The organism is Paraniabella ginsengisoli (assembly GCF_022513635.1).
GTDB classification, from domain to species: domain Bacteria; phylum Bacteroidota; class Bacteroidia; order Chitinophagales; family Chitinophagaceae; genus Niabella; species Niabella ginsengisoli.
Genome location: NZ_JAKWBL010000003.1, coordinates 290,238 through 311,990 on the forward strand (window position 1 = coordinate 290,238; position 21,753 = coordinate 311,990).

Genomic DNA, 21,753 nt, shown 5'->3' on the forward strand with positions numbered 1-21,753 from the left:
AATTTGTGAATTATAAACTCAATCTTTTTCAACTCATCAAATTTGCTGCGTATCAACTTCTCTCCTTCCGCCCGAACGGCTAATCAAATAATACCCCAGGCTCAGTGCAACAACTAATACTGCAGTTGCTATTTCCATCATTGGTTCTGCATGCATGGCATCTAACAATAATATTTTCCGTGTTACGGCTATTAAGCCCACCAGCAGTATTATTCTTAATTTATTCTGATGATCTTTGGCAAATACTTTTACGGTTTCTATAATTTCCATCGTAAGCAGTACATTAAAGAAAATAGCTCCAATACCAAGCCCTGCGCTTTGGGAGAAAAAGTTCCGGTAAAAAAGATTCGCGCATACCCACAATAAAAATATAAACAAGATCTACAATCTGATATAATACGAACAGCATTCCAATAAAAATCAGAAAGTACATCACTATATTTTCAAATTTCTTTATGACTTTTTCCATGTTTTATTGATTATTGAGTGTTGTTGAAAGGTTCAATTTAGTTGAACAATCGTTAAACAACGTTCCACTACTTTTCAACTTTTTGTTCGCTTATTTTTTAAGATAAACCTGCTTCCAATCCTGCTTCATATCCACTAACAACCAGCCATTTTTTGAAGCATCATCCAGGCCTTTATCAAGTTTGCCTATATGAGATTGCCTATCATACGCCCATTCTCTTTCGGCATCGTTGTGATGAAGGATTAATCCTAATCGAGGATAGCCTGTGGCGGTGGTTGTCCATTGTAGCATTTGGTAGTCGCCGTCGGAGTTTCCGAATGCCAAAACGGGTCGTTTCCCGATATGCTGATGAATACCAACCGGCTTGCCATCTTTATCATCATTGAAATTGAGTTCAGGCAATTTTATTAATTTCGGAATGCCGTCTTCGCCCACTTCATATTTAGTTTTGATGGAACTTCCAATAATTTGATGGCTTGGAATATGGTAGGTTTCTTCTGCCCAAACCCGCATAAAATCAATACCTCCACCGGAAACGATAAAAGTTTTATAATCGTTTGATTGAAGATATTGAAGCAATTCCAACATGGGTTGAAACACCATTTCGTTGTAATGCATTCCCGTTTTGGGATGCGTTGCTGTTTTCAACCAATCTTTTACATTTTGATTGAATGCTTCGGTTGAAATGCCCGCATGCGATGCGGCTACCAATTGAAGCAAAGCATGCTCGCCACCGCTCATTACTTTTTTCATATCACCTTCTAACAAGGCTTTAAACGGTTCTTTATTGTGCCATTCTGGATGATCTTTTGCCATTGCTTTCACACGGTCAATTGCAAAGGTTAATTGAAAATACATCGGCTGCTCGCTCCAAAGTGTTCCGTCGTTGTCAAAACAAGCAATGCGGTCGGCAACGGGAATAAAATCCGTGCTTCCTTCGGTTGTGGTTTTTGTAACAAAATCGATGATGGCTTTTTTGTTCGCACCTTCGTTCCAAGAAGGAAGCGGATCGGTCATCTGAACTGATTCGCCTTTGTCTTTACCTGTTTTATTATCTGCATGTTTGCAGGCTGCAAACAATAAAAGCGAAACCACAGTTAATAGATAAAATAATCGCATCTGTTAGATATTTAACCCAGTAATTAACGTCTGCTGGAAATGAATACATGAATAAAACCACCTCTGTGTTCATGAAAACAGAGGTGGCTTTTTGAACTCATACAGGATTACACGAGTGCATAACATTTCTTTCCCCTCTGTTTTTCTCTCCGTATGCTTCAGCATATTGTGGCAAAAAACATAATAATCGAAAAAACTTTATGCACCCGATTATATTTATTGTTTCGGTGTAAAGCTTCCCGGTTCTTGTCTTGACGGGAACTCTTTAAATGTAGCCATGAAATTTCCTACAATATCTTTCAAAGGGTTGAAAGCATACATACGCCTCACCAGCCAGTCATCATAATAAGAAGATGCCTCCGGCGCTATTTCAAACGGATCGGCTCTTAAATCAATCAGCAAAGGTGCTTTGCGCGGATCCTGAGATTTCAGCCAGGCGCCAAGCCCTTCGTGTTCTTGCGTTGAAAAATGAAACTTCCATTGATTATATCTTACAGCTCCCAAGCTTCCATCATCAACAAAAGCAAAGAATTTATCGCGGGGTGCTTCCTTTGTTTCTCCTGTCATATAAGGGAGATAATTATATCCGTCTAAATGCACTTTATACGTCATTGAGCCGGCTTTGTGGCCTTTCAATAATTTTGATTTGATATCATCATCGCCTGCGGCAGCAATAAGTGTTGGCAAACAATCTTCTAAAGAAAAAATTTGGTTAGAAACCTCTCCGGCTTTAATATGCCCCGGCCATTTAATCATAAACGGAATTCTGATACCGCCTTCCCATGTGGTGGCTTTTTCGCCTCTAAAAGGCGTGGTTCCGCCATCAGGCCAGGTGAACTTTTCAGCACCGTTGTCGGTTGTGTAAATAACAATAGTGTTTTCGGCAATTCCCAATTCTTCTAACTTATCTAACAATATACCAATTTGTGTATCGTGTTGTAACATACCATCGGCCACAATGCCCATTCCCGTTTTACCTTCATACTCTTTTGGTAAGTGTGTAAACATGTGCATTCTGGTGGTGTTGTACCAGGTAAAAAATGGTTTTCCTGCTTTGTGTTGCTTTTCTATAAATGCCAATGTTGCGTCTAAAAACTCTTGATCAATCGTTTCCATGCGCTTTTTATTCAAGGGTCCTGTGTCTTCTATGCTGCCACCGGCAGTTGCTTTCAATACACCGCGTGGGCCATACTTTTTCTTAAACTCCGGATTTTTCGGATAATCAGGATTTTCGGGTTCTTCTTCAGCATTCAGGTGATAAAGATTTCCAAAAAATTCATCAAATCCATGATTGGTAGGTAGAAATTTATCAAGGTCGCCCAGGTGGTTTTTACCAAACTGTCCGGTAGCATAACCATACGGTTTCAGCAATTCGGCAATGGTAGGATCTTCTTTTTGAAGCCCGATAGGGTCGCCTGGTAATCCTATTTTAAGCATGCCGGTTCTTTTTGGCGACTGGCCTGTAATAAAGGCCGCTCGCCCGGCTGTACAGCTTTGTTGCCCATAAGCATCGGTAAATCGCATCCCTTCTTTGGCTACCCGATCAATGTTTGGCGTGGTGTAGCCCATCATGCCCGAGTTATAAGCACTGGTGTTAAACCATCCAATGTCGTCGGCCATAATTACAAGGATGTTAGGTTTTTTTGTGCCCACGAAATGAGCGGCGCAAACAATACGGCAAGCAACATTAGCTTACCGGAGTTGAGTTTTTTGTTCATAAATGTTTGTTTTTAAAGGTTTGATAGTGTGACCCTATTTTTGAAGTGATAAGAGTTAGCTTTCACAAGATCCAGACAAGTTCTAAAGCAATCAAAAATTCACTAATGCGTTTTTGGAAACAACCAACTGTCCCGAAAAAACGATTCAGATTTAACTCAACAACCCGCGAAAAGTGCTTGTTTCTTGTTTAAATTGGTAAACCAGTAGATTAATGTTGGCGACTTAAAATGATTAGCAATTAGATTTAACATTGGTTAGCTGATTGGTGTTCTTCAAATATAAGATAAAAAAATCTTTATAGAAGTTTAAAAATGTTCACGCAAATGCAAAATAAAGATCTAAAAATCTGGAAAATCTAAATCACAGAATGCCCATATTTCTTATAATAAGCAATAAGCCAACTTACTACCTCATTATAAGATGCCCGCCCTTTTGGCTGATTATTGGCTTTTAGAAAATAGCCGTAAAATTTATAAATATAAGGTTCAATAGGATTGCGGTATTTTTTATAAAAAGCGATATATTCATCCATATCTTTTTTCACCTGCTTGTGTAATGTGCTGTCATATTGTTTTGCCTTAACGGTATCAACACTTGCTAATTCCCGAATGGCATAATGATACATATCAAAATAAACCGAATACTTGAAATTGATAGAAGGATGCAGGCGGCAAGCAAGAAAACCAACAAAATTAGCTTCGCTTTCTTTAGCATAACCAAGCTGATGTGCTATTTCGTGTGCAGCAACAAAAGGCTCAACACTTTTGGGAATAGTAGTGTTTACCTGACCCTCGCCGGTAAAAGGATTGTAATATCCCTGAAAGCCCATATAATTACCAAAATAGCTGAACAGGGATGGTTTTACCGAGTACGCTTTATATGCCAGAAAAGGATATTTTGTCGCAGCAATTTTATACAATAAAGAAGCATTGAAAAAGACATCCCGCTTCGTTTTAAATGAGTCACGCATAGAATTGGTAAGCAAGACGGCATTGTTGTTCAACCTGGAATGCAACAATCCTACAAGAGTGTCAATATCCCGTGTTGTATATTCTTTTGCTTTAAGTCCAAGCTGGCTTGCAATACCCAACCTGGAATAATTCAATCCCCACAAACCATAAAAAACAACATATAAAACCAACGCCACGAAAACACCTTTTCTAATAAATGATTTTGCATATTGCTTTGAAAAATTTTTATTCTTGATTCTTTTTATTGTTCCTACAATCTTAAATATAACAAATACAATAGCTAAAGAATAGGCTATATCACCGATACTAAAAGGCAACCAGCCAAACATGTATCGCAATACAACAGCTATGATAGGATACACCCCATTTGTATAATATCGTTCAACCCACACCGGATTGATTGAGATAATTTTGATTGTAATTATCAACACTATTACTATTGCCCAACCTATCCATTTTTTTGAAAAAATCCTCTTCATACCTAATTTTCAAAAATAACTATTTAAATATCATTCATTTAATTCAACGTGCATTGAATACTGTAAAATACTGGTCATTTATTACTTTTATAATCTTATCCACACATTTCGTGCGCTCAAAAAGCTACGGGAAAAATACCCTAATTTAGTCCCTCTTCTCAGTATAAATTCGTCCATTCCAATTGGACTTTTATTAAGACCTATAAATAACGCAAAAATGAAAAACAAAAGAGTAACAAGTATGAAATCTATTATTGCCTCATGTTTAAAATTGATAAGAAAAATTTTATTTAGAAAAAGAAGGACAGTTATTCGCAGTGAGTTTATTGATTATTATGCTATGTATTATCTGTCTTAACCCAACTGCTAAACTTCATATAAACTTATCGAATTATTTACAGAGAACGTTATAAGGTCAGAATGAGTAGTCCGGTTCTGATATGCTATTAGTTTGTTTACCAAACAAAATCAATTTGAAAAAAGTTCCGATTCTGAAATATGTTTTTCTGTTTGTTATTGTCGAAGAAGTCATTAAGATGTTCCTTATCTAATAAGAAAAGCCGCCTCAAATTTGTAAGGCGGCTTTTTAATTATTTATGATACCACATACTACTTAAGTTTCAAATCACTTATAATAGCCTGGATTTTTGAATCCAATTTTTTATTTACCTCGTCGAAATGATCTGCACTATCCAACTGTTCTTTTACACTAAAGTAGAATTTTATCTTAGGCTCTGTTCCACTCGGTCTTGCCGAAATTAAAGATCCATCTTCTGTTATAAACTGCAATACGTTTGAGTTTGGAAGATTAATAGGTGTCACATCGCGAGTTTGTACATTAGTAGCAATTCCGTTATCATAATCCAACACGGTTACTACTTTCGACCCATTGATTACCTTAGGCGGATTATTGCGATACCCCTCCATCATGGCAGCGATTTGTTGCTGTCCATCCATTCCTTTTTTGTTATTGAAATAAGGTCTTCTTTATAAAACCCGTACTTAATATACAGTTCAATCAATTTATCAAATAATGTTTTGCCTTTGTCTTTTTCATACGCCGCCATCTCGCAAAGTAGTGCCACCGCACTCACCGCATCCTTATCCCGTATCTTATCTCCTATCATCAGCCCAAAGCTTTCTTCACCGCCAATTACATAATTTTCTTTGCCCTCTTTCAATCGGATCATTTCCGCGATCCATTTAAACCCTGTAAGAACTCTGTAACATGTAACGCCATTACCTTTTGCCAGATCATCAACCATACCTGTAGTAACAATGGTTGTGATGATCATATCATTATCCTCCGCAATTCCTTTTTCTTTTCTGGCTTCCAGCAAGTAGTTAAAAGCAAGCACCGCCGTTTGATTACCATTCATCAACACCCATTCGCCTTTGTTATTTTTAATGCCAATGCCCACACGGTCTGCGTCAGGATCAGTTCCCAACAAAATATCAGCATCCAGTTCTTTTGCTTTATTCAATCCGATACTCATTGTTTCTTTTTCTTCAGGATTGGGATAAGCAACTGTTGGAAAGTTACCATCCGGTGTTTTTTGTTCTTCAACAATATGAACATTTTTAAACCCAAACCTTTCAAGCACCTGCGGCACTAATGTAATACCTGTACCGTGTATAGGCGTATAAACAATTTTAAGATCGCTGTGTTTTTCGATTACTTCAGGATATACACTCAATCCTTTCACCATATCAATATATTGCTCGTCAATATCCTTCCCAATAATAGTGATATTAGACTCACCGCCGCTCCATTTCACATCATCGACAGACTGAATCTTTTCTACTTCTTTGATCACATTTTTATCGTGCGGCGGAACTAATTGTCCCCCATCATTCCAATACGCTTTATAACCATTATATTCTTTAGGATTATGCGAAGCCGTACAAACCACGCCGCCCTGGCAACCCAAAGTTCTTATAGCAAACGAAAGTTCAGGTGTGGGACGAAGACTTTCAAACAAAAAAACTTTTATACCGTTTGCAGCAAATACATTGGCCGTTGTTTCTGCAAAAAAACGGCTGTTGTTGCGGCTATCGTGCGCAATAGCCACTTTCACATCGCTATCAGCAAAAGACTGTTTCAAATAATTAGCATAGCCCTGCGTTGCCATACCAATCGTGTATTTGTTCATCCGATTAGTGCCAACGCCCATAATACCTCTAAGTCCGCCCGTTCCAAATTCCAGATTTTGATAGAAAGAATCGGCTAACTCGTTGGTGTTTTCAGACTGTAATTTTTTAATTTCATTTTTAGTATCCTCGTCATAATTGCCCTGCAACCATTGATCTACTTTTTGTTGAATTGCGTTATCCATACAATTTTTTGTTTAAGTGTTGAAGATACTAATTTAGGGATAATGCAGTTGTAAAATAAATGTTTTAAATAGATAGCACTTTTATTGAGTCGGCAGTCAATAAAACTCGCCTTTGTTGTGTCACTCCCTTTTTTGTAGTACATATCCCAGCCTACATATTCGTCGCTGATGTCTGAATCATGATTTGAGGGATTAATAGGAAATGTACGATGTAGGAATTACGATGTACGTCCAATTTATCGCTTGCGTAAACCTGAAACCTGCAACCATTATCACATCATCACATTAGCTAATTAGCTAATTAACTCACAGACCCGTCATTACTTCTTTAAACAACCGGAATGAATGTTCTTTCTTTTGCTGATCAAAAACCTGTGAAATAGCCATCACTTCCTGAACGTCCATTTCATTAATGAAGGATTTTATGTCTTTTGCTATTGTTGCTTTATCGCCAATAAACGCATACGACAACATATGCTTTACTCCATATTCCTGTTCTGGTGTCCACAAATCTGATAACTGATCCGGCTCGAACGGAGGGAGTAAGGGCGATCTTGAATTGGTAAAAATACCAAGGAACATTCTATACATTGATGTAGATAAAAACACAGCTTCTTCTTCAGTATCCGCAGCAATTACATTCACGCATGCCATTGCATAAGGTTCGCTCAAAATTTCAGAAGGCTTAAAATATTCTTTATAAATCGATAAAGCCTGTGTAAGCTGAGCAGGAGCAAAATGTGCTGCAAACGCATAAGGCAATCCTAACTGTGCCGCCAGGTAAGCGCTGTCCGTACTTGATCCTAATATCCAGATGGGAACATCAACACCTTCACCAGGCAAAGCCCTTACTTTTGATGCTGCATTTTCTTTACTAAAATATTTCTGAAGTTGCTCAATATTCGCTTTAAAATCATAAGGCGCATTAATAGGACTGTTTCGGATCGTCATCGCAGTGAGCCCATCCGTTCCAGGTGCACGCCCCAGACCCAGATCAATCCTGTCAGGATATAAAGAACCCAAAGTGCCAAACTGTTCGGCAATAATCAATGGAGAATGATTGGGCAACATAATACCACCTGAACCGACGCGGATTGTGTTAGTGCCTCCAGCCACGTATCCAATCAATACTGAAGTTGCGGCGCTTGCAACGCTTTCCATATTATGATGTTCGGAAAACCAGTAACGTGTATAACCTTCTTTCTCAACAAAACGTGCAGTTGCTAGGCTTCTTTCAAAGGTTTGTTGCAACGAATCATTCTGACAAACGGTTGCCAGGTCTAAAACAGAGAACTTAACATTCTTCAAAAAGTCACCATTCATTATTTACTCAATTATGTATTTAAAGTTGTAACCTGACTCACTTTAGTATCGCAACAATACCCCCGCTGATTTTCGGCAGATTTAAAACATCACAGATAATCGCTGATTCATTATCTGTGAAATTTGCGCAAAAAATCAGCGATTATCTACGGGCAAATTCCTTAGAGCCAAAAAAATCAAACAAATTCTTTAAATAAACACATACGATAAAAAATAGTTGCAACAATAAAGAGCTAAGGCAGCACTTTTAAACGGGCCTTCATTTTAAGTTGACTTTTTTTAGCCAAATTGATAAAGAACACACTGCATAAGATCACAGCCAATCCACCCAGTTGCATTGCCGTTAAACGATCGTGGTTGATCAATACCCCTAACAATACAGCCACAAGGGGATTTACGTATGCATAAGTACTTACTTGTGTAGCGCTGCGAACACTTAGCAAAAAAACATAAGCGCTATATCCTATAATAGAACCAAATACAATTAAATAAGCAACAGCCATCCAGGCCTTTGCAGGTATTTGCGCCCATTCCATTTCGGTAACCTCACCGTTAAATATGCCAGTGATGATAAAGGCTAATCCCGCGGCAAGCATTTGCCAGGCAGAACTTACAGAAACCGAAGTATTTTTTACTTTATATTTCGAAAATAAAGATCCCATCGACCAACTGATATTGGCGATACATAAAATGATCAGCGCCACCAAACTTTGTTGGTAACCTGTAGCCATTACCTTTTCGTAAAATAATGCGATAACGCCTAATAGACCGATTGCCACACCAATCAACGTAAATTTATTGCTGAAATTTTGCTGCCAGCTCACTTTATCAAGCAATAAAAACCAAAGTGGCGCCGACGCCAGAAAAATAGCAACAAACGAACTTGGTAAAAATTGCTCGGCCCAAATAACTGCACCGTTACCTAAAAAAAGCATCAACAAGCCGCTTATCATAGCGGGTTTAAGTGCCCGTTTATCCCAGATCCGTTCGCCTTTAATAGCAACCCAGCCCATCAATATTAATCCAGCAATGATGAAACGTATCGCGCCTAAAATCATTGGAGAAATATCTTTTACAGCCATCTCTATAAAAAAGTAGGTTGATCCCCAAATGAGATATACTGCAGCAAATGCCAATACGACTAATAATAACGAAGGCGACTTTTTAATAGTATCCATAAATTTAGAGGCTGAGTAATTTACTAACAAAGCCTACAGATTTTAGTTCAAAATTAAAATATATGGTGAAAGCTATTTAATAAACTTTTGCGTTCGTTGTCATCCTGAAGTTATTGAAGTATGGTTCCGGATGCTGGTCAGACCGCGGTTACTGCGATTATATAGGATCAGCTATGCACTACAAAAAAAGTGTGCGACGCAATACCGATGCCACTTATTCTACAGCCGGGTCAATAAAAATCTCCAATATCCTTATTTGTCTTTTATGATTTTCTAAAAATTTCTTATCCTACATTTGTAACCAATTATTTATAAAGAACATGAAGCATCTTTCTATATTTATTGTTGCTATTACGATTACATTTATTGGTTGTAAAGATGGCGACAAGAACTCATCTTCTGAAGGAGCACCTTCCGGAAGCAACAATACTGTACCCGCCATCAGCATTTCTGTTATAAAGAGTTTTCCGCACGATACATCATCATTTACGCAAGGACTTGCTATTTATAAAGGTGAGATGTATGAAGGAACGGGCGGTGCGGCTTATGATGTAGTGGGAAGTAAATTTTCCAAATTAATGAAAGTGGATCTGCAAACAGGCAAGCCAAAAACATCGGTTGATATTGATCCCAAATATTTTGGAGAAGGCATTACTATTTTAAACGACACCGTTTATCAACTTACTTGGAGGGAGCATAAGGTTTTTGCCTATACGCTACCCGATTTTAAAAAGGTAAAAGAGTTTGATATTAATACCGAAGGCTGGGGCATAACCACTAATGGAAAGGAACTAATAGTAAGCGATGGCAGCAGTAACTTATATTTTTACGATCCGGCAACGTTCAGGTTATTGCATTCGCAATCTGTAACGCAAAACGGAGAACTGTCATACAATCTTAATGAGCTGGAATATATCGATGGCTTTGTATATGCTAATCAGTGGCAGCAACCTTATATCCTGAAAATAGATCCCAACAGCGGACAAATTTCAGGCAGAATAGATGTTTCCCAAATATGGAATAGAGTGCAAACTTTAGATCCGCAGGCTGATGTTCCTAACGGAATTGCTTATGATGCTGAAACTAAAAAAGTTTATATAACCGGGAAAAAATGGCCGGAATTATATGAAGTTCAATTGGGGCGATGATTTTTTAGGTTGCAAGTTACTGGTTTCAGGTTGCTGGTTTGTTGTCCATAGTCGATGGACTGTTCATATATAATCGGGACGATAAAAAGTGCGACGCAACGAAGATGCCATATATTCATCAGCCGGATTTATAAAAATATATTCGTCATAACTTTAATCTGCCTACTACTTCTCCGGACTAATAACATAAATAACCGAACAACATTCTTCAACATTGCCAACTGCGTTGAGGTTAGAAGCCAGACCGCGCAAACCTGCGCTTAAATAGTTTATTTGTCCCGTTTTGTATTTGCTGCTTAGCATATCCACATAAAAACTATCAAACCACATAGGTAGCATTTTTTCAATCTTTAGCCCGTGTTGCTGCATCAGCGTTTTCATTGATTTTGGAGAAAAATGATATAAATGGCGCGGCACGTCATAACCCGCCCAAAATTCGCCATACGTTTTAGCATCCTTACTTGTATAGTTTGGAACGGCGATAAATAGTACACCATTCTCAGCCAACAATTCTTTCATCCTGATTACATATTCGTGCAAAGGATGAACATGTTCTAATACATGCCAAAGCGTAATAGCATTAAAGCTGCCAGCATCTAAAGAAAAAAGTTCATGAGAAGGTTTTGTATTGATACCATATTGCTGCATAGCAACGGCTCTTGCATCCGCATCTGGTTCCAGTCCATCCACATCCCAACCTTCCTGAAGCATGGTATGCAAAAATGTCCCTGTCCCGCATCCGATATCTAGCAATTTTCCGCCGGCTACTCCTGTAAACTTTTTAACAATACCTGCTTTTTGTTTCATTGTGCGCACCCGCACTTGTTGATACAGTTTGTTTATTAATCCTTTGCTGGTATTGCTGTGGGATATATAATCTTCCGATTTGTAATATTGTCCAATATCATTTACATCAGGCACGCTCTGTGTAAACCGAAGCGTGCAGGAGTTGCAATGAACTACTTCAAATTTTCTACTGCTTACGGTATAATCCTTCACATCAAAAACTTGTTGCAAATCGCCGGATTGACAAACCGGGCAATGGGAATAATGAATATCAGGCATAAAATCGATGAATTATCACGCAAAGTTCGCAAAGAAGTATTCATGCTCTTCGCAAACAAAGATCGCAAAGTTTACCTTCGGCAAATATTTCAATAAAAACTAACAGGAATCAAAAACGAAACCGTCCCCTCTCCTTTGGAGAGGGTTAGGGAGAGGCTTTATACCGCAAAGCTGGTACCGCAACCGCAGGTACTGCTCGCATTCGGATTAGAAAAAGTAAACCCTCTGTTATCCAATCCATCACTCCAGTCTATTTCCATCCCTGCCAGGTATAATTCGTGCGATTTATTGATGATGCAGGTAATGCCTTCAATCTCAAATTCTTTATCATTCTCCGACCTTGCGTCAAAGCCCAAAACATAGCTCATTCCGCTACAGCCACCACCTTTCACACCAACGCGCAAATATTGCGTTGTGTCAAAACCGGGTTCATTCATCAATCTCGTTATTTCTTTTACAGCGCCTTCAGTTAAAGTTACCGGGCCGCTCACAATTGTTGTGTCCATACTGCAAAATTAGACAAAACCTTTTTATTATTGTGTCATCGTTCCGTTATAATGGCATCGCAATTGCTACGCTCAGTTTATCGTCCCGATTATATGGCATCAGTAGTGACTACGCAACACTGATCAGACCGGGACGGTCAGACCAAGTTTCTAAGCCAACCACTATTTATCAAACTTCTTCCTCAATGCATCCAGACTTGAATGAAAACTATTTTTAGGTTTATTTACGGAAGCACCTTTAGGCGTAGCCGTATGACTGCGTTGGCGAGGTTCATTTTTACCTTCTTCCTTCATACTTAAAGCAATTCTTTTGCGCGAAGCATCTACTTCCAAAACCGTTACCATTACTTTTTGATTCAGCTTCACCACTTCATTAGGATCACTCACATATTTATTAGCCAGGTGCGAAACGTGTACCAATCCATCCTGCTTTACGCCTACGTCAACAAAAGCGCCGAAATTAGTGATGTTGGTAACAATACCGGGTAATTTCATACCTGGTTTTAGATCATCCATTTTAGCAATATCATCGGCAAAACGGAATTCTTCAATAGTATCGCGTGGGTCGCGGCCTGGCTTTTCCAGTTCTTTTAAAATATCTTCAATCGTATATGCGCCTGCTGTTTCAGTAATAAATTCTTTTGCATTGATCTGTTTTCTGATATCCTGTTTTACAATAATATCCTGCACAGTGCAATTCATTTTCCTGGCCATATCTTCCACAATGCCATAGCTTTCGGGGTGTACTGCAGAATTATCAAGTGGGTTTACAGCACCTGGAATTCTTAAAAACCCTGCACATTGTTCGTAAGCTTTTGGACCTAACATAGACACTTTCAATAATTCGCTGCGCGAAGTAAACGCACCGTTTTTGCTACGGTATTCCACAATATTTTTGCTGTGGTTGATGTTAATCCCGATACATAAGTAAGTAAATGTTTGCTGGCAGTGTTTACATCCACGCCAACATAGTTCACACAACTTTGCACCACATTATCCAAACTATCTTTTAAACGAGTCTGATTTACGTCGTGCTGATATTGACCCACACCAATGCTTTTAGCATCTATTTTAACCAGCTCGCTTAATGGATCTAATAAACGGCGCCCAATACTTATTGAACCACGAACCGTAACATCCTCATCAGGAAATTCTTCGCGAGCCACTTCACTTGCCGAATAAATAGATGCCCCGCTTTCGTTTACCATAAAAATGGAAACCGGTTTACCAAAATCGATAGAACGTACTAACTTCTCTGTTTCTTTACTCGCCGTACCATTGCCATAACCAATGGCTTCGATATTATATTTGCTTACCAAATCCTTAATGGTTACCATAGCGCCATCCCATTCATTTTGCGGTGCGTGAGGAAAGATGGTTGAATACTTTAAAAAAGTACCGCTTTCATCGAGGCAAACCACTTTACAACCTGTTCTGAATCCGGGATCGATGGCCAACACACGTTTGCTGCCTAAAGGCGATGCAAGCAGCAACTGGCGCAGGTTTTCAGCAAATACGCGAATCGCTTCTTCATCAGCCGCCGTTTTGCTACTCATACGAAACTCGGTTTCAATAGCTGGTTTCAACAACCGGCTGTAAGCATCTTCAGTTGCCAAAGCTACTTGCTCGCCAGCATTTCCTGATGATTTTACAAATACTTCTTTCAATCCTCCAATAGCTGAATCTTTTTCAATAGAAATATCCATAATCAAAAAACCTTCTTTTTCACCGCGTCGGATTGCTAACAAGCGATGTGAGGGACAATCAGCTAAAGGCTCTTTAAACTCAAAGTAGTCGCGGTATTTTTGCGCTTCTTCTGATTCTTTTTTGTTGAAAGCACTCTTGCCGAAATAGTTGAACTTTCCTGAAACATAGAACGTATAAGGGTTCTGGCTTGTTCGCTTTCAGCAACCCACTCGGCTATGATATCGCGTGCGCCTTGCAGGGCTTCAGTTTTGTCTTTTACCTGCTCGGTAAAGAATGCAGCAATTTCTTCTTCTGAAATATTTTTGGTTTGATCGAATATGGTTTGGGCTAAAGGCTCCAATCCTTTCTCAATTGCAACTGTGGCCTTTGTTTTACGCTTAGGTTTGTAAGGCAGGTAAATATCTTCAAGCTCTGTAGCATTAATACAATTTTCAATACGAAGTTTGAGTTCGGGTGTTAACTTTCCTGCAGCTTCTATAGTTTTAAGAACCGTTTCTTTTCTTTTTCAAGCTCGTCGTAGTATTTTATCTTCTCGATCACATCCCCTACCTGAACTTCATCCATATTACCCGTCGCTTCTTTTCGATAGCGGCTGATAAATGGAATAGTTGAACCTTCTGCATGCAATTGCTGCACATTCGTCACGTTTTTAACTGGTAATGAAAGATCTGTTGCGATCTGATGTATATATTTTAAATCCATAGTTTCTGTTTTGTTCAATGAGTATCGGGATGCAAATGTAGGCGGGTAGAAAAAAGAAAAAAGATTTTTTTATGTAGGTATTTTATCCAAACAACCCCATGCGCAACCTGGTAACTAAAAGATATTCATCAGGTATTAGATCAAACAGGTAAAGTGTTAGGGAAATACTTATTTTTATAACAATACTTTATATTAACTGCTTTATTATAACTTATGCAAAAAATAACCGAACAACCTTCACTTTACAGACATTTAGATAAAATGACAGTAGAAGACCTCACCACTGCCATCAATAAAGAAGACAAAAAAGTGGCACTAGCTGTTGAAAAAGCATTGCCTCAACTCAATATCCTGATAAAAGCCATCGTAGAAAAGTTGCAAGCAGGCGGACGCATGTTTTATTTAGGCGCAGGTAGCGGAGGCCGCCTATCGGTACTTGACGCACTTGAATTGCCCACTACTTACGGCATTGAAAAAGAAAAAGTACAAGTGATCTTATCCGGCGGATTAGATCTTTTACTGGAAGCACCCGAAGACAAAGAAGACGAACAGGAGGCAGGATGGGACGCTTTGCTGGATCTTAAGGTATCTTCTAAAGATATCGTAATCGGTATTTCTGCAAGTGGCACCACACCTTTTGTATTAGGTGCTTTGCAACATTGTAAAGACAACAACATTACGGCAGGCTGCATCGTCAGCAATCCCGATTCCCCTATTGCCGCAATAGCTGCTATTCCGGTAGAAGTAATTACCGGGCCGGAATTCGTTACCGGCAGCACGCGTATGAAATGCGGTACTGCGCAAAAAATGATTTTTGATATCATCAGCACCACTACGATGATCCAACTGGGAAGGGTGTTAGATAATAGCATGGTAAATGTGAAGCTGATCAATAATAAAATCACCGATCGCGCAGTTAAAATACTGATGGATAAAACAGGTATAGCCGATTATGTTCATGCAAAAAAATACTGCTTCAACATGGTAGTGTTCAAAAAGCAATGGACGCTTTTGCGTAACAATAATTTTTGAAAAGGGAAATGGGCTTATTACTCATACACTATTTCGGCGTTGCCATTAATTGGAAAGCCCTGACAGGTGAGCACACGGCCCCTGGCAATCTCTTCATCTAACAACACTTCATTATATGCCATCCAGATTTCCCCCGAAATGCAAGTGGCGACGCAACTTCCGCACCTTCCGGCTTCGCAGCTATATGGTACCGAAATTTTTGCCTGCTTTGCAGCGGCAACAATACTTTGAGGATATCGAACCGCAATGGTATAAGTACGGCCACCTACATGCATCGTAACATTGTGCTGCGTCGTGTCTGGCGGCTTGGGTAATTTTACAGGAGGTAAAGGATTAAAATCTTCTTTAATGATCTGGCTGTTTGTTATGCCATTGTTTCGTAAAGAAATTCCTGCCATCAACATGTAATCAAAAGGGCCGCATATATAAAAGAGTATATCGGGTTTTGCAATGTGTTGAAAATGTTGATCGATCAGATGCGTCAAAAGCCAGTGGCTAAGGCGGCTGTAATAAACATCCAACTTATTGCTGAACATAAAATGAATGAACAGGCGATAAGGATTTTGCTTTTGCAACGTTTTTAACTCCTGAAGGAAAATAGTGTCGGCCTCATTTCGGTTACTGTAAAACAAAAATATTTTTTGCTGTGTTGTAAGTAAAATTGTTTTGATCAGCGAAAAGCAAGGCGTGATGCCGCTTCCGGCAGCAAGGAAACAAAAAGTTTTTGAGTGAACATTTTCGGGAAGCACAAAAAAACCATTGATCCCGGAAGTTAGCAGCACATCGCCCGGTTTTACTTTATACACCAGCCATCTTGAGAACTCTCCATTATCAAGCTTTTTTACTGTAATAGACAAAGGCTCATTTGCCACCGGAGATGAAGAGATAGAATAGGAACGCCGCTGCTCCCCGTTCTTTGTATAAAATACAAGCGTAATAAACTGGCCTGTTTTATAAACAGGTTGCCAGTCATCCATTGGCCTTAATATTATTGTACGGGAATCTTTTGTATTGTTATGGACCGACACCACCTCCACCTTTTTGATAATACTTTTATCCATTGCAAAAGTTTATTGGTTTTTGTCGGATAGCCATTTTTAGAAGCTGTTTATCTTAGCCATGCACGTGGATCAACGTTTTTCTCTTCGATCATTAGAATGAAATCAAGTTTTCCGCCACCAGTCTCTTCGTCTGCCCCTACAGTACCAATTGACTGTCCACGATTCACATTGGCACCTTTGCTAACGCTAACAGAAGCCAAATTGCTATACGCTGTAAAATATTTTCCATGTCTCAATACAACGAAAGATGTTCCACCTACTTTAGAAATACTTACCACTTCGCCACCAAAAACAGCTCTAACAGATGCACCGACATTTGCGGTATAAGTTACCCCAGGATTGTCGCCCACAATGTCGGGGCCCAGGCCTTCAATTTTATATCGTCCAAAGCCAAGCGTGATAATGCCATCAACCGGGGCAGGTAACTTTCCCCTGTTTTGAGAAAAGTCACTATTCAGTGCTATATCATCTGCTTTATAATTTAAATATCCGCCTTCAGGAGCTTTGTTTTCTACAACTGGCGCAGGCGGCGGGGCATTCCGTCTTGCCTCGATTGGGTTTGCATTAGCAATGATGGGGTTATTTGTTTTTGGAATATTGCGAACATCGCTGCTTTTACCAGCACCAACCGGATTGAATTTTTGCTCCCGCAATGGTTTAGATGGCAAAGCCGATTCAGGTGTTGGAGTAGCAGGCGCTGTGACGGCATTAGGATTAGCGCCAGCCAATGCCCTCTCTGTCTGCAGCAATCTTTCACGCGCCCATGCTTCCTGCCTTGCTTTTGCCTCAGCAGCGGCTCTTTGTTTGGATTCTTCCTGTGCTATTTTTTTGCTTCTGCAATTTCCTGTCGCACTACTGCTGCGATGTTTGACTTAAGTTGCCTGTCCTCTTCTTTTTTCTTAGCAATTTGCTTTTGCAACGAGCCCGCCTGAGATTGTAAAATATGTGCGACCGAATCTTTTTCTTTTCTTTGTGTTTCCAATACGCCAAACTCACTGGAGCGGCTGTCTAATGCCGTTTTTTTATTTACTATGCTTGCGCGCTGATGGTTATAACGTTTATCGATAAGATTGCTGGTCTTTGTTATGTCATCCATCTGTTTTTCGCGATAATTGCGATAGCTTTTTAAATAGGCTACCCGCTTTATAGCATCATTAAAACTGTTAGAGGAAAAAATAAAATTGAGATAATCGTAATTACTCCTGTTTTTGTAAGCATACACTACAGTTCGGGCATAATGCGCTTTGAGTGTATCCATTTGATTTTTCAGCTTTTTTATTTCGATGGCACTATAGTAAATATCATCATTTATCAGGCGAATTTCCTTCCCAATATTATTGATGTATTTTTCCTGTACTTCAATCTTTTTGTTTAGTGCAGCTAGCTGATGTAAGTTATTTTTGCTTTCCCCTTTAACAGCATTGTAGGCTTCCTGAATTTGCTTTAGCTCCATTTGCAACCTTCTTCGCTCATCCTCCATAGCTGTTTTATCACTTGTTTTTTGAGCGACTACATTACTATCAACGCCAGAAAAAAGTAGCACCAAAAGAAGTACCATCATCTTACCGTTATGTTGTTCAGTTATATTGAACAGCTGAAGAGTGCGACGCAACAAAGATGATAGCAGTACTGAAGCCTGGTACATAAAATTATACGGAAGTTATTGTTTTGTTTTATATCCTGAAGGAACTGAGAATGGTATGCTCACTTCACCATCAAAATCGTGCGATTTAAAATCTAGTTTGATGGTTATATTACTTTTGTATTTAACACCTATATTTCTGGTGGTGGAAAAATTTCTGCCGGCAACAGATTTATAATTATTGTATGCTAATTCTGCACTTCTGTTTTTGGTAGCATCAACATCACTCAGTTTACTTACTGACGGCAAATAGCCTGGCATCAAAACTGTCAACAAATTTTTAAAATTAGCATCCTGTGTAGTGATCACGTAATTATCCCCTTCTTTTACCAGGCTTGCATTCGTAGTGCTTACAAATACCGGATTGCCTATCAACAGGTTTTGCAATGTTGTAAAATCAACTGGCAAACCAATTTTTTCCTGCAGGTAAGTAAGGCTTGTAGCTATATACTCCTTCTGAAGTTTATTAAGAATTTTTACCGAGTCTTTTGTTATCAAAGCTCGTACCCCTTCAAAACCCATTAAACCTGCTGACATCCAGATGGCTTCATCTTTTTTAATGACCAACTTGGCGCTGACACTTTTACCATTGCCCTTTCCGTCATCAAAATCAACATCCACTTTTCCTGAAAAGGTTTTAAAATCAATCGTATTTAATTTAGATAAAACTGCTGTTGGACTTTCATCTTCAACTCTTGCCACAGGTGTAGGTGTTTCCGGAGTAGGGGTTTTGGCAGCTTTTTTACTTGCATTACAAGACGCAAGCGCTGCAATTGACGCTATAATTATTATTTTTTTCATGTTTGTTTATTTTAAAGCCGGAAGTCTGAGAAGTCAGGAAGACCGAAACATGCACGTCACACGCGCTTAACGACTTACCGTCTTTCTGACTTTTAACTTTTCCCTGTATGTCCAAACCCTCCCGCAGCGCGTACAGTTTCACTTAATTGCTCAACAGGAGTCCAGTTAATAATTTCAACTTTTTGAATAACCATTTGAGCAATACGATCACCATTCTGGATCGTTTGCGGCTCGTTCGACAAATTGATTAAGATAACTTTTATTTCACCTCTGTAATCTGCATCAATTGTGCCAGGCGTGTTCAAACAGGTTAATCCCTGCTTAACAGCGAGCCCGCTGCGAGGCCTGATCTGCGCTTCATATCCTTCTGGCAATTCTATAAATAACCCAGTAGGAACCAAGGTCCGCTCAAGAGTTTGCAATACTATATTTTCAGTTATTGACGCTTTTAAATCCATACCCGATGCACCTGAAGTGGCATAGGCGGGTAAAGGGTGTTCCGATTTATTTACAATTTTTACTTCGAGTTGTGCCATAGCGACAAAGATAACCTGTTGTGGTTAAAGGTTGATAAGTTGAAAAGTTAACATGTTAAAAACCGAACTCGCGCCCTATGTTAAAAACGTTAACTTTACAGCAAATTATCTGATATGCCTGTAATAGCAATGTTTTATGGTATTATTGTCAGAATGTTTTATTACGATAACAAAGAACATCACGTGCCGCATGTTCATGTTGAGTACGGAGAAATGACGGCTGTAATTCAGATTCCCGAAGGAAATATTTTGGCTGGTAAATTCCCTAATGATAAGCTAAAATTAGTTACAGCCTGGATTGAAATTCATAAAGATGAATTAATGGCAAACTGGAAATTAGCCATATCAGGACAACAAATATTTAAAATTGAAGCTTTAAAATGAAAACTCTTACCGACATTAGCGCTTTGAGTGATTTTCGCCTGAGTTGCTTATTTAACGATGGATCGAGAAGAATAGCTGATATTAAGCCGTTCCTGAATAAAGAAGTTTTTAAGCCATTAGCAGATCCGGATGTTTTCTTTTCGGCTTTGCATAATGGGGGCTATTTCATCGAATGGAAAGGTTATGATGTGGATTTAAGCGCAGACACTTTGTGGCATATTTCGCAGCCCGAAGCTGAATTGTTTGTTTAACGATACTAATACGTAGCGAATGTATTATAATTAAACCTTTTGTAGCAAAACGGTAGCATACGCCACCAAACCCTCTTCCCTACCTACAAATCCCATCGTTTCGGTTGTTGTTGCTTTTACCGACACATCTTCAACCAATATCTCACAGATACCGGCAATGGTTTCCCGCATTTTTTCAACGTAGGGTTTTATTTTTGGCTCCTGCAAGGTTAGCGTTGAATCAATATTTACCACTTTGTACTTTTTTTCTTTGATCAGATCAATACAATGTTTTAGTAGTATTTTACTGTCAATGTTACGGTATTTTTCATCAGTATTGGGAAAGTGAACGCCAATATCGCCTAAAGCCAGGGCGCCTAACAAAGCATCACAAATAGCATGTAACAGCACATCGGCATCGCTGTGACCAATAGCTCCTTTTGTATGCGGAATTAAAACGCCACCAATCCATAGATCACGACCGGTTACCAATTCATGAAAGTCAATGCCGCTGCCTATTCTATAACTCATAGTATTTTTTCGTAAAAATAAGGAACTTTGAATTTCCAAACTTCTCATTTTGAGAAGTATTTTGTACATTTGCATTAATATTGCTAAATGAAAATTGCTAACAAACCTTTTTTGTCTGATTTTGCAAAAAGGCATCCCGATTCCATCAGCTCAATAAACCGGTGGATTGAGATCGTTGAGCATAGTGACTTTAGTAATCACAATGAGTTGAAAAACGTTTTTCCAACGGCAGATTATGTAGGTAACAGCAGGTATGTTTTAACATCAGAGGAAATAGATACCGACTAATTGTTTTGGTAATATTTATCCAGGGGTTTATGCAGATCAGGTTTTGTGGTACACATTCGGAGTATGACAAGATTAGGAATATTGAAAATTTGTAACATGAAGAAATCAATTTTTGAAGATTTGAAGGGCATTGATGACAGCATTACATACAAAAATGTGATGAATCATATCGAAACGCTTATTGCAACAGCTACAAAAAAGGATATTTAAAGGACGCTGATGCAAGTAATAAGTACACCAAAGAGATCAGCCGGCTGGGAAATTTATGTGCAGATTATGAAAGCACTTACATGAATCTGACTCCTTTAAAATTGAAGAACCCACTTATTGTTTCAATAGAAAATAAAATGCACGCCAAAGCACTTAACCAACGCCAGGCCGCAACACTTTTAGAAGTAAAAGAAAATACTTTCAGCCAAATATTAAACGGGAAAAGAAATATTTCGATGAAAATGGCCAAAAAACTTTATCAGGTTTTCAACATTGACCCCAAAACAATTATTGAGTTTTCGTAAAATGAAGTCAA

At 38.9% G+C, this 21,753-nt stretch carries 24 protein-coding genes and 2 pseudogenes; 6 read left to right on the forward strand and 20 right to left on the reverse strand.

Translation table 11 applies throughout. The features are described from left to right. Positions 1 to 36 precede the first annotated feature (36 nt). The 8 genes from MKP09_RS16035 to MKP09_RS16070 all read right to left on the reverse strand — a co-directional run bounded on the left by MKP09_RS16035 (position 37) and on the right by MKP09_RS16070 (position 9,594). A complete protein-coding gene (locus MKP09_RS16035; protein ID WP_240831074.1) occupies positions 37 to 378 on the reverse strand; it encodes a phosphate-starvation-inducible PsiE family protein in 342 nt (113 codons plus the stop codon). Between the two features lie 181 nt (positions 379 to 559). Beyond that, entirely contained in the window at positions 560 to 1,588 is a 1,029-nt protein-coding gene (locus MKP09_RS16040; RefSeq protein ID WP_240831076.1) for an HAD family hydrolase, read from the reverse strand. A 216-nt stretch (positions 1,589 to 1,804) separates the two neighbouring features. Further along, positions 1,805 to 3,241, reverse strand: coding sequence for a sulfatase-like hydrolase/transferase (locus MKP09_RS16045; protein ID WP_317235363.1), 1,437 nt, complete (start codon positions 3,239 to 3,241; stop codon positions 1,805 to 1,807). Positions 3,242 to 3,662: 421 nt separating this feature from the next. Further along, positions 3,663 to 4,757 (reverse strand): DUF3810 domain-containing protein, encoded by a 1,095-nt coding sequence (locus MKP09_RS16050; protein WP_240831085.1) that lies wholly within the window; start codon positions 4,755 to 4,757, stop codon positions 3,663 to 3,665. A gap of 609 nt (positions 4,758 to 5,366) precedes the next feature. Next, complete coding sequence (locus MKP09_RS16055; protein ID WP_240831086.1) at positions 5,367 to 5,714, reverse strand: hypothetical protein; 348 nt, start codon at positions 5,712 to 5,714, stop codon at positions 5,367 to 5,369. Next, positions 5,684 to 7,093, reverse strand: coding sequence for a phospho-sugar mutase (locus tag MKP09_RS16060; RefSeq protein WP_240831088.1), 1,410 nt, complete (start codon positions 7,091 to 7,093; stop codon positions 5,684 to 5,686). The genes MKP09_RS16055 and MKP09_RS16060 overlap by 31 nt, the downstream gene beginning before the upstream one ends. A 306-nt stretch (positions 7,094 to 7,399) precedes the next feature. Further along, positions 7,400 to 8,416 (reverse strand): LLM class flavin-dependent oxidoreductase, encoded by a 1,017-nt coding sequence (locus tag MKP09_RS16065; RefSeq protein WP_240831090.1) that lies wholly within the window; start codon positions 8,414 to 8,416, stop codon positions 7,400 to 7,402. A 233-nt stretch (positions 8,417 to 8,649) separates the two neighbouring features. After that, entirely contained in the window at positions 8,650 to 9,594 is a 945-nt protein-coding gene (locus MKP09_RS16070; RefSeq protein ID WP_240831091.1) for an EamA family transporter, read from the reverse strand. Positions 9,595 to 9,914: 320 nt separating this feature from the next. Here MKP09_RS16070 and MKP09_RS16075 point away from each other — a divergent pair, with 320 nt between their 5' ends. Continuing rightward, the gene (locus MKP09_RS16075; protein ID WP_240831093.1) at positions 9,915 to 10,742 is read left to right on the forward strand and encodes a glutaminyl-peptide cyclotransferase; all 828 of its coding nucleotides are present in this window, start codon (positions 9,915 to 9,917) and stop codon (positions 10,740 to 10,742) included. 165 nt (positions 10,743 to 10,907) lie between these two features. Here the strand turns inward: MKP09_RS16075 and MKP09_RS16080 are convergent, their stop codons facing one another. From MKP09_RS16080 to MKP09_RS16105, 6 genes and pseudogenes are all read right to left on the reverse strand, one after another. Then, positions 10,908 to 11,807, reverse strand: coding sequence for a class I SAM-dependent methyltransferase (locus tag MKP09_RS16080; protein WP_240831094.1), 900 nt, complete (start codon positions 11,805 to 11,807; stop codon positions 10,908 to 10,910). Between the two features lie 158 nt (positions 11,808 to 11,965). After that, positions 11,966 to 12,313, reverse strand: coding sequence for a HesB/IscA family protein (locus MKP09_RS16085; protein WP_240831097.1), 348 nt, complete (start codon positions 12,311 to 12,313; stop codon positions 11,966 to 11,968). Between the two features lie 162 nt (positions 12,314 to 12,475). After that, on the reverse strand, positions 12,476 to 12,808 hold the full coding sequence (locus tag MKP09_RS28240) for a S1 RNA-binding domain-containing protein (RefSeq protein ID WP_262915474.1): 333 nt from the start codon (positions 12,806 to 12,808) through the stop codon (positions 12,476 to 12,478). Positions 12,809 to 12,819: 11 nt separating this feature from the next. After that, positions 12,820 to 14,061 (reverse strand): annotated as a pseudogene (locus MKP09_RS16095) (helix-hairpin-helix domain-containing protein); the annotation flags it as partial. Positions 14,062 to 14,081: 20 nt separating this feature from the next. Beyond that, positions 14,082 to 14,360: a hypothetical protein gene (locus tag MKP09_RS16100; protein ID WP_394801088.1), complete on the reverse strand. Its 279-nt coding sequence runs from the start codon at positions 14,358 to 14,360 to the stop codon at positions 14,082 to 14,084. Between the two features lie 134 nt (positions 14,361 to 14,494). After that, positions 14,495 to 14,722: a Tex-like N-terminal domain-containing protein gene (locus tag MKP09_RS16105; protein ID WP_240831108.1), complete on the reverse strand. Its 228-nt coding sequence runs from the start codon at positions 14,720 to 14,722 to the stop codon at positions 14,495 to 14,497. A 213-nt stretch (positions 14,723 to 14,935) separates the two neighbouring features. Between MKP09_RS16105 and MKP09_RS16110 the strand changes: the two genes are divergently transcribed. Next, entirely contained in the window at positions 14,936 to 15,754 is an 819-nt protein-coding gene (locus MKP09_RS16110; RefSeq protein WP_240831111.1) for an N-acetylmuramic acid 6-phosphate etherase, read from the forward strand. Positions 15,755 to 15,771: 17 nt separating this feature from the next. Here the strand turns inward: MKP09_RS16110 and MKP09_RS16115 are convergent, their stop codons facing one another. The 5 genes from MKP09_RS16115 to dut form a co-directional block, all read right to left on the reverse strand. Continuing rightward, positions 15,772 to 16,815, reverse strand: a complete 1,044-nt coding sequence (locus MKP09_RS16115) for a flavin reductase family protein (protein WP_240831113.1) — start codon at positions 16,813 to 16,815, stop codon at positions 15,772 to 15,774. Positions 16,816 to 16,862: 47 nt separating this feature from the next. Next, positions 16,863 to 17,564 (reverse strand): murein hydrolase activator EnvC family protein, encoded by a 702-nt coding sequence (locus tag MKP09_RS16120; protein ID WP_240831115.1) that lies wholly within the window; start codon positions 17,562 to 17,564, stop codon positions 16,863 to 16,865. 71 nt (positions 17,565 to 17,635) lie between these two features. Next, positions 17,636 to 18,376, reverse strand: a complete 741-nt coding sequence (locus MKP09_RS16125; protein ID WP_240831117.1) for a murein hydrolase activator EnvC family protein — start codon at positions 18,374 to 18,376, stop codon at positions 17,636 to 17,638. Between the two features lie 99 nt (positions 18,377 to 18,475). Further along, positions 18,476 to 19,258 carry a lipoprotein insertase outer membrane protein LolB1 gene (gene lolB1, locus MKP09_RS16130; protein WP_240831119.1) on the reverse strand — a complete coding sequence of 261 codons (783 nt, stop codon included), beginning with the start codon at positions 19,256 to 19,258 and terminating at the stop codon, positions 18,476 to 18,478. Positions 19,259 to 19,350: 92 nt separating this feature from the next. Next, positions 19,351 to 19,794 (reverse strand): dUTP diphosphatase, encoded by a 444-nt coding sequence (dut, locus tag MKP09_RS16135; protein WP_240831120.1) that lies wholly within the window; start codon positions 19,792 to 19,794, stop codon positions 19,351 to 19,353. A gap of 114 nt (positions 19,795 to 19,908) precedes the next feature. Here dut and MKP09_RS16140 point away from each other — a divergent pair, with 114 nt between their 5' ends. Beyond that, positions 19,909 to 20,178 carry a DUF4160 domain-containing protein gene (locus MKP09_RS16140; RefSeq protein WP_240831122.1) on the forward strand — a complete coding sequence of 90 codons (270 nt, stop codon included), beginning with the start codon at positions 19,909 to 19,911 and terminating at the stop codon, positions 20,176 to 20,178. Further along, on the forward strand, positions 20,175 to 20,429 hold the full coding sequence (locus MKP09_RS16145) for a DUF2442 domain-containing protein (protein ID WP_240831124.1): 255 nt from the start codon (positions 20,175 to 20,177) through the stop codon (positions 20,427 to 20,429). Before MKP09_RS16140 ends, MKP09_RS16145 begins: the two co-directional genes overlap by 4 nt. Before the next feature lie 30 nt (positions 20,430 to 20,459). On the opposite strand, the gene ispF is transcribed toward MKP09_RS16145, so the two are convergent. Next, positions 20,460 to 20,939, reverse strand: a complete 480-nt coding sequence (ispF, locus tag MKP09_RS16150; RefSeq protein WP_240831131.1) for a 2-C-methyl-D-erythritol 2,4-cyclodiphosphate synthase — start codon at positions 20,937 to 20,939, stop codon at positions 20,460 to 20,462. A gap of 87 nt (positions 20,940 to 21,026) precedes the next feature. Between ispF and MKP09_RS16155 the strand changes: the two are divergent. Further along, positions 21,027 to 21,322: pseudogene (locus tag MKP09_RS16155) on the forward strand (type II toxin-antitoxin system HigB family toxin). A 195-nt stretch (positions 21,323 to 21,517) separates the two neighbouring features. After that, positions 21,518 to 21,742 carry a helix-turn-helix transcriptional regulator gene (locus MKP09_RS16160; RefSeq protein ID WP_240831135.1) on the forward strand — a complete coding sequence of 75 codons (225 nt, stop codon included), beginning with the start codon at positions 21,518 to 21,520 and terminating at the stop codon, positions 21,740 to 21,742. Positions 21,743 to 21,753 lie beyond the last annotated feature (11 nt).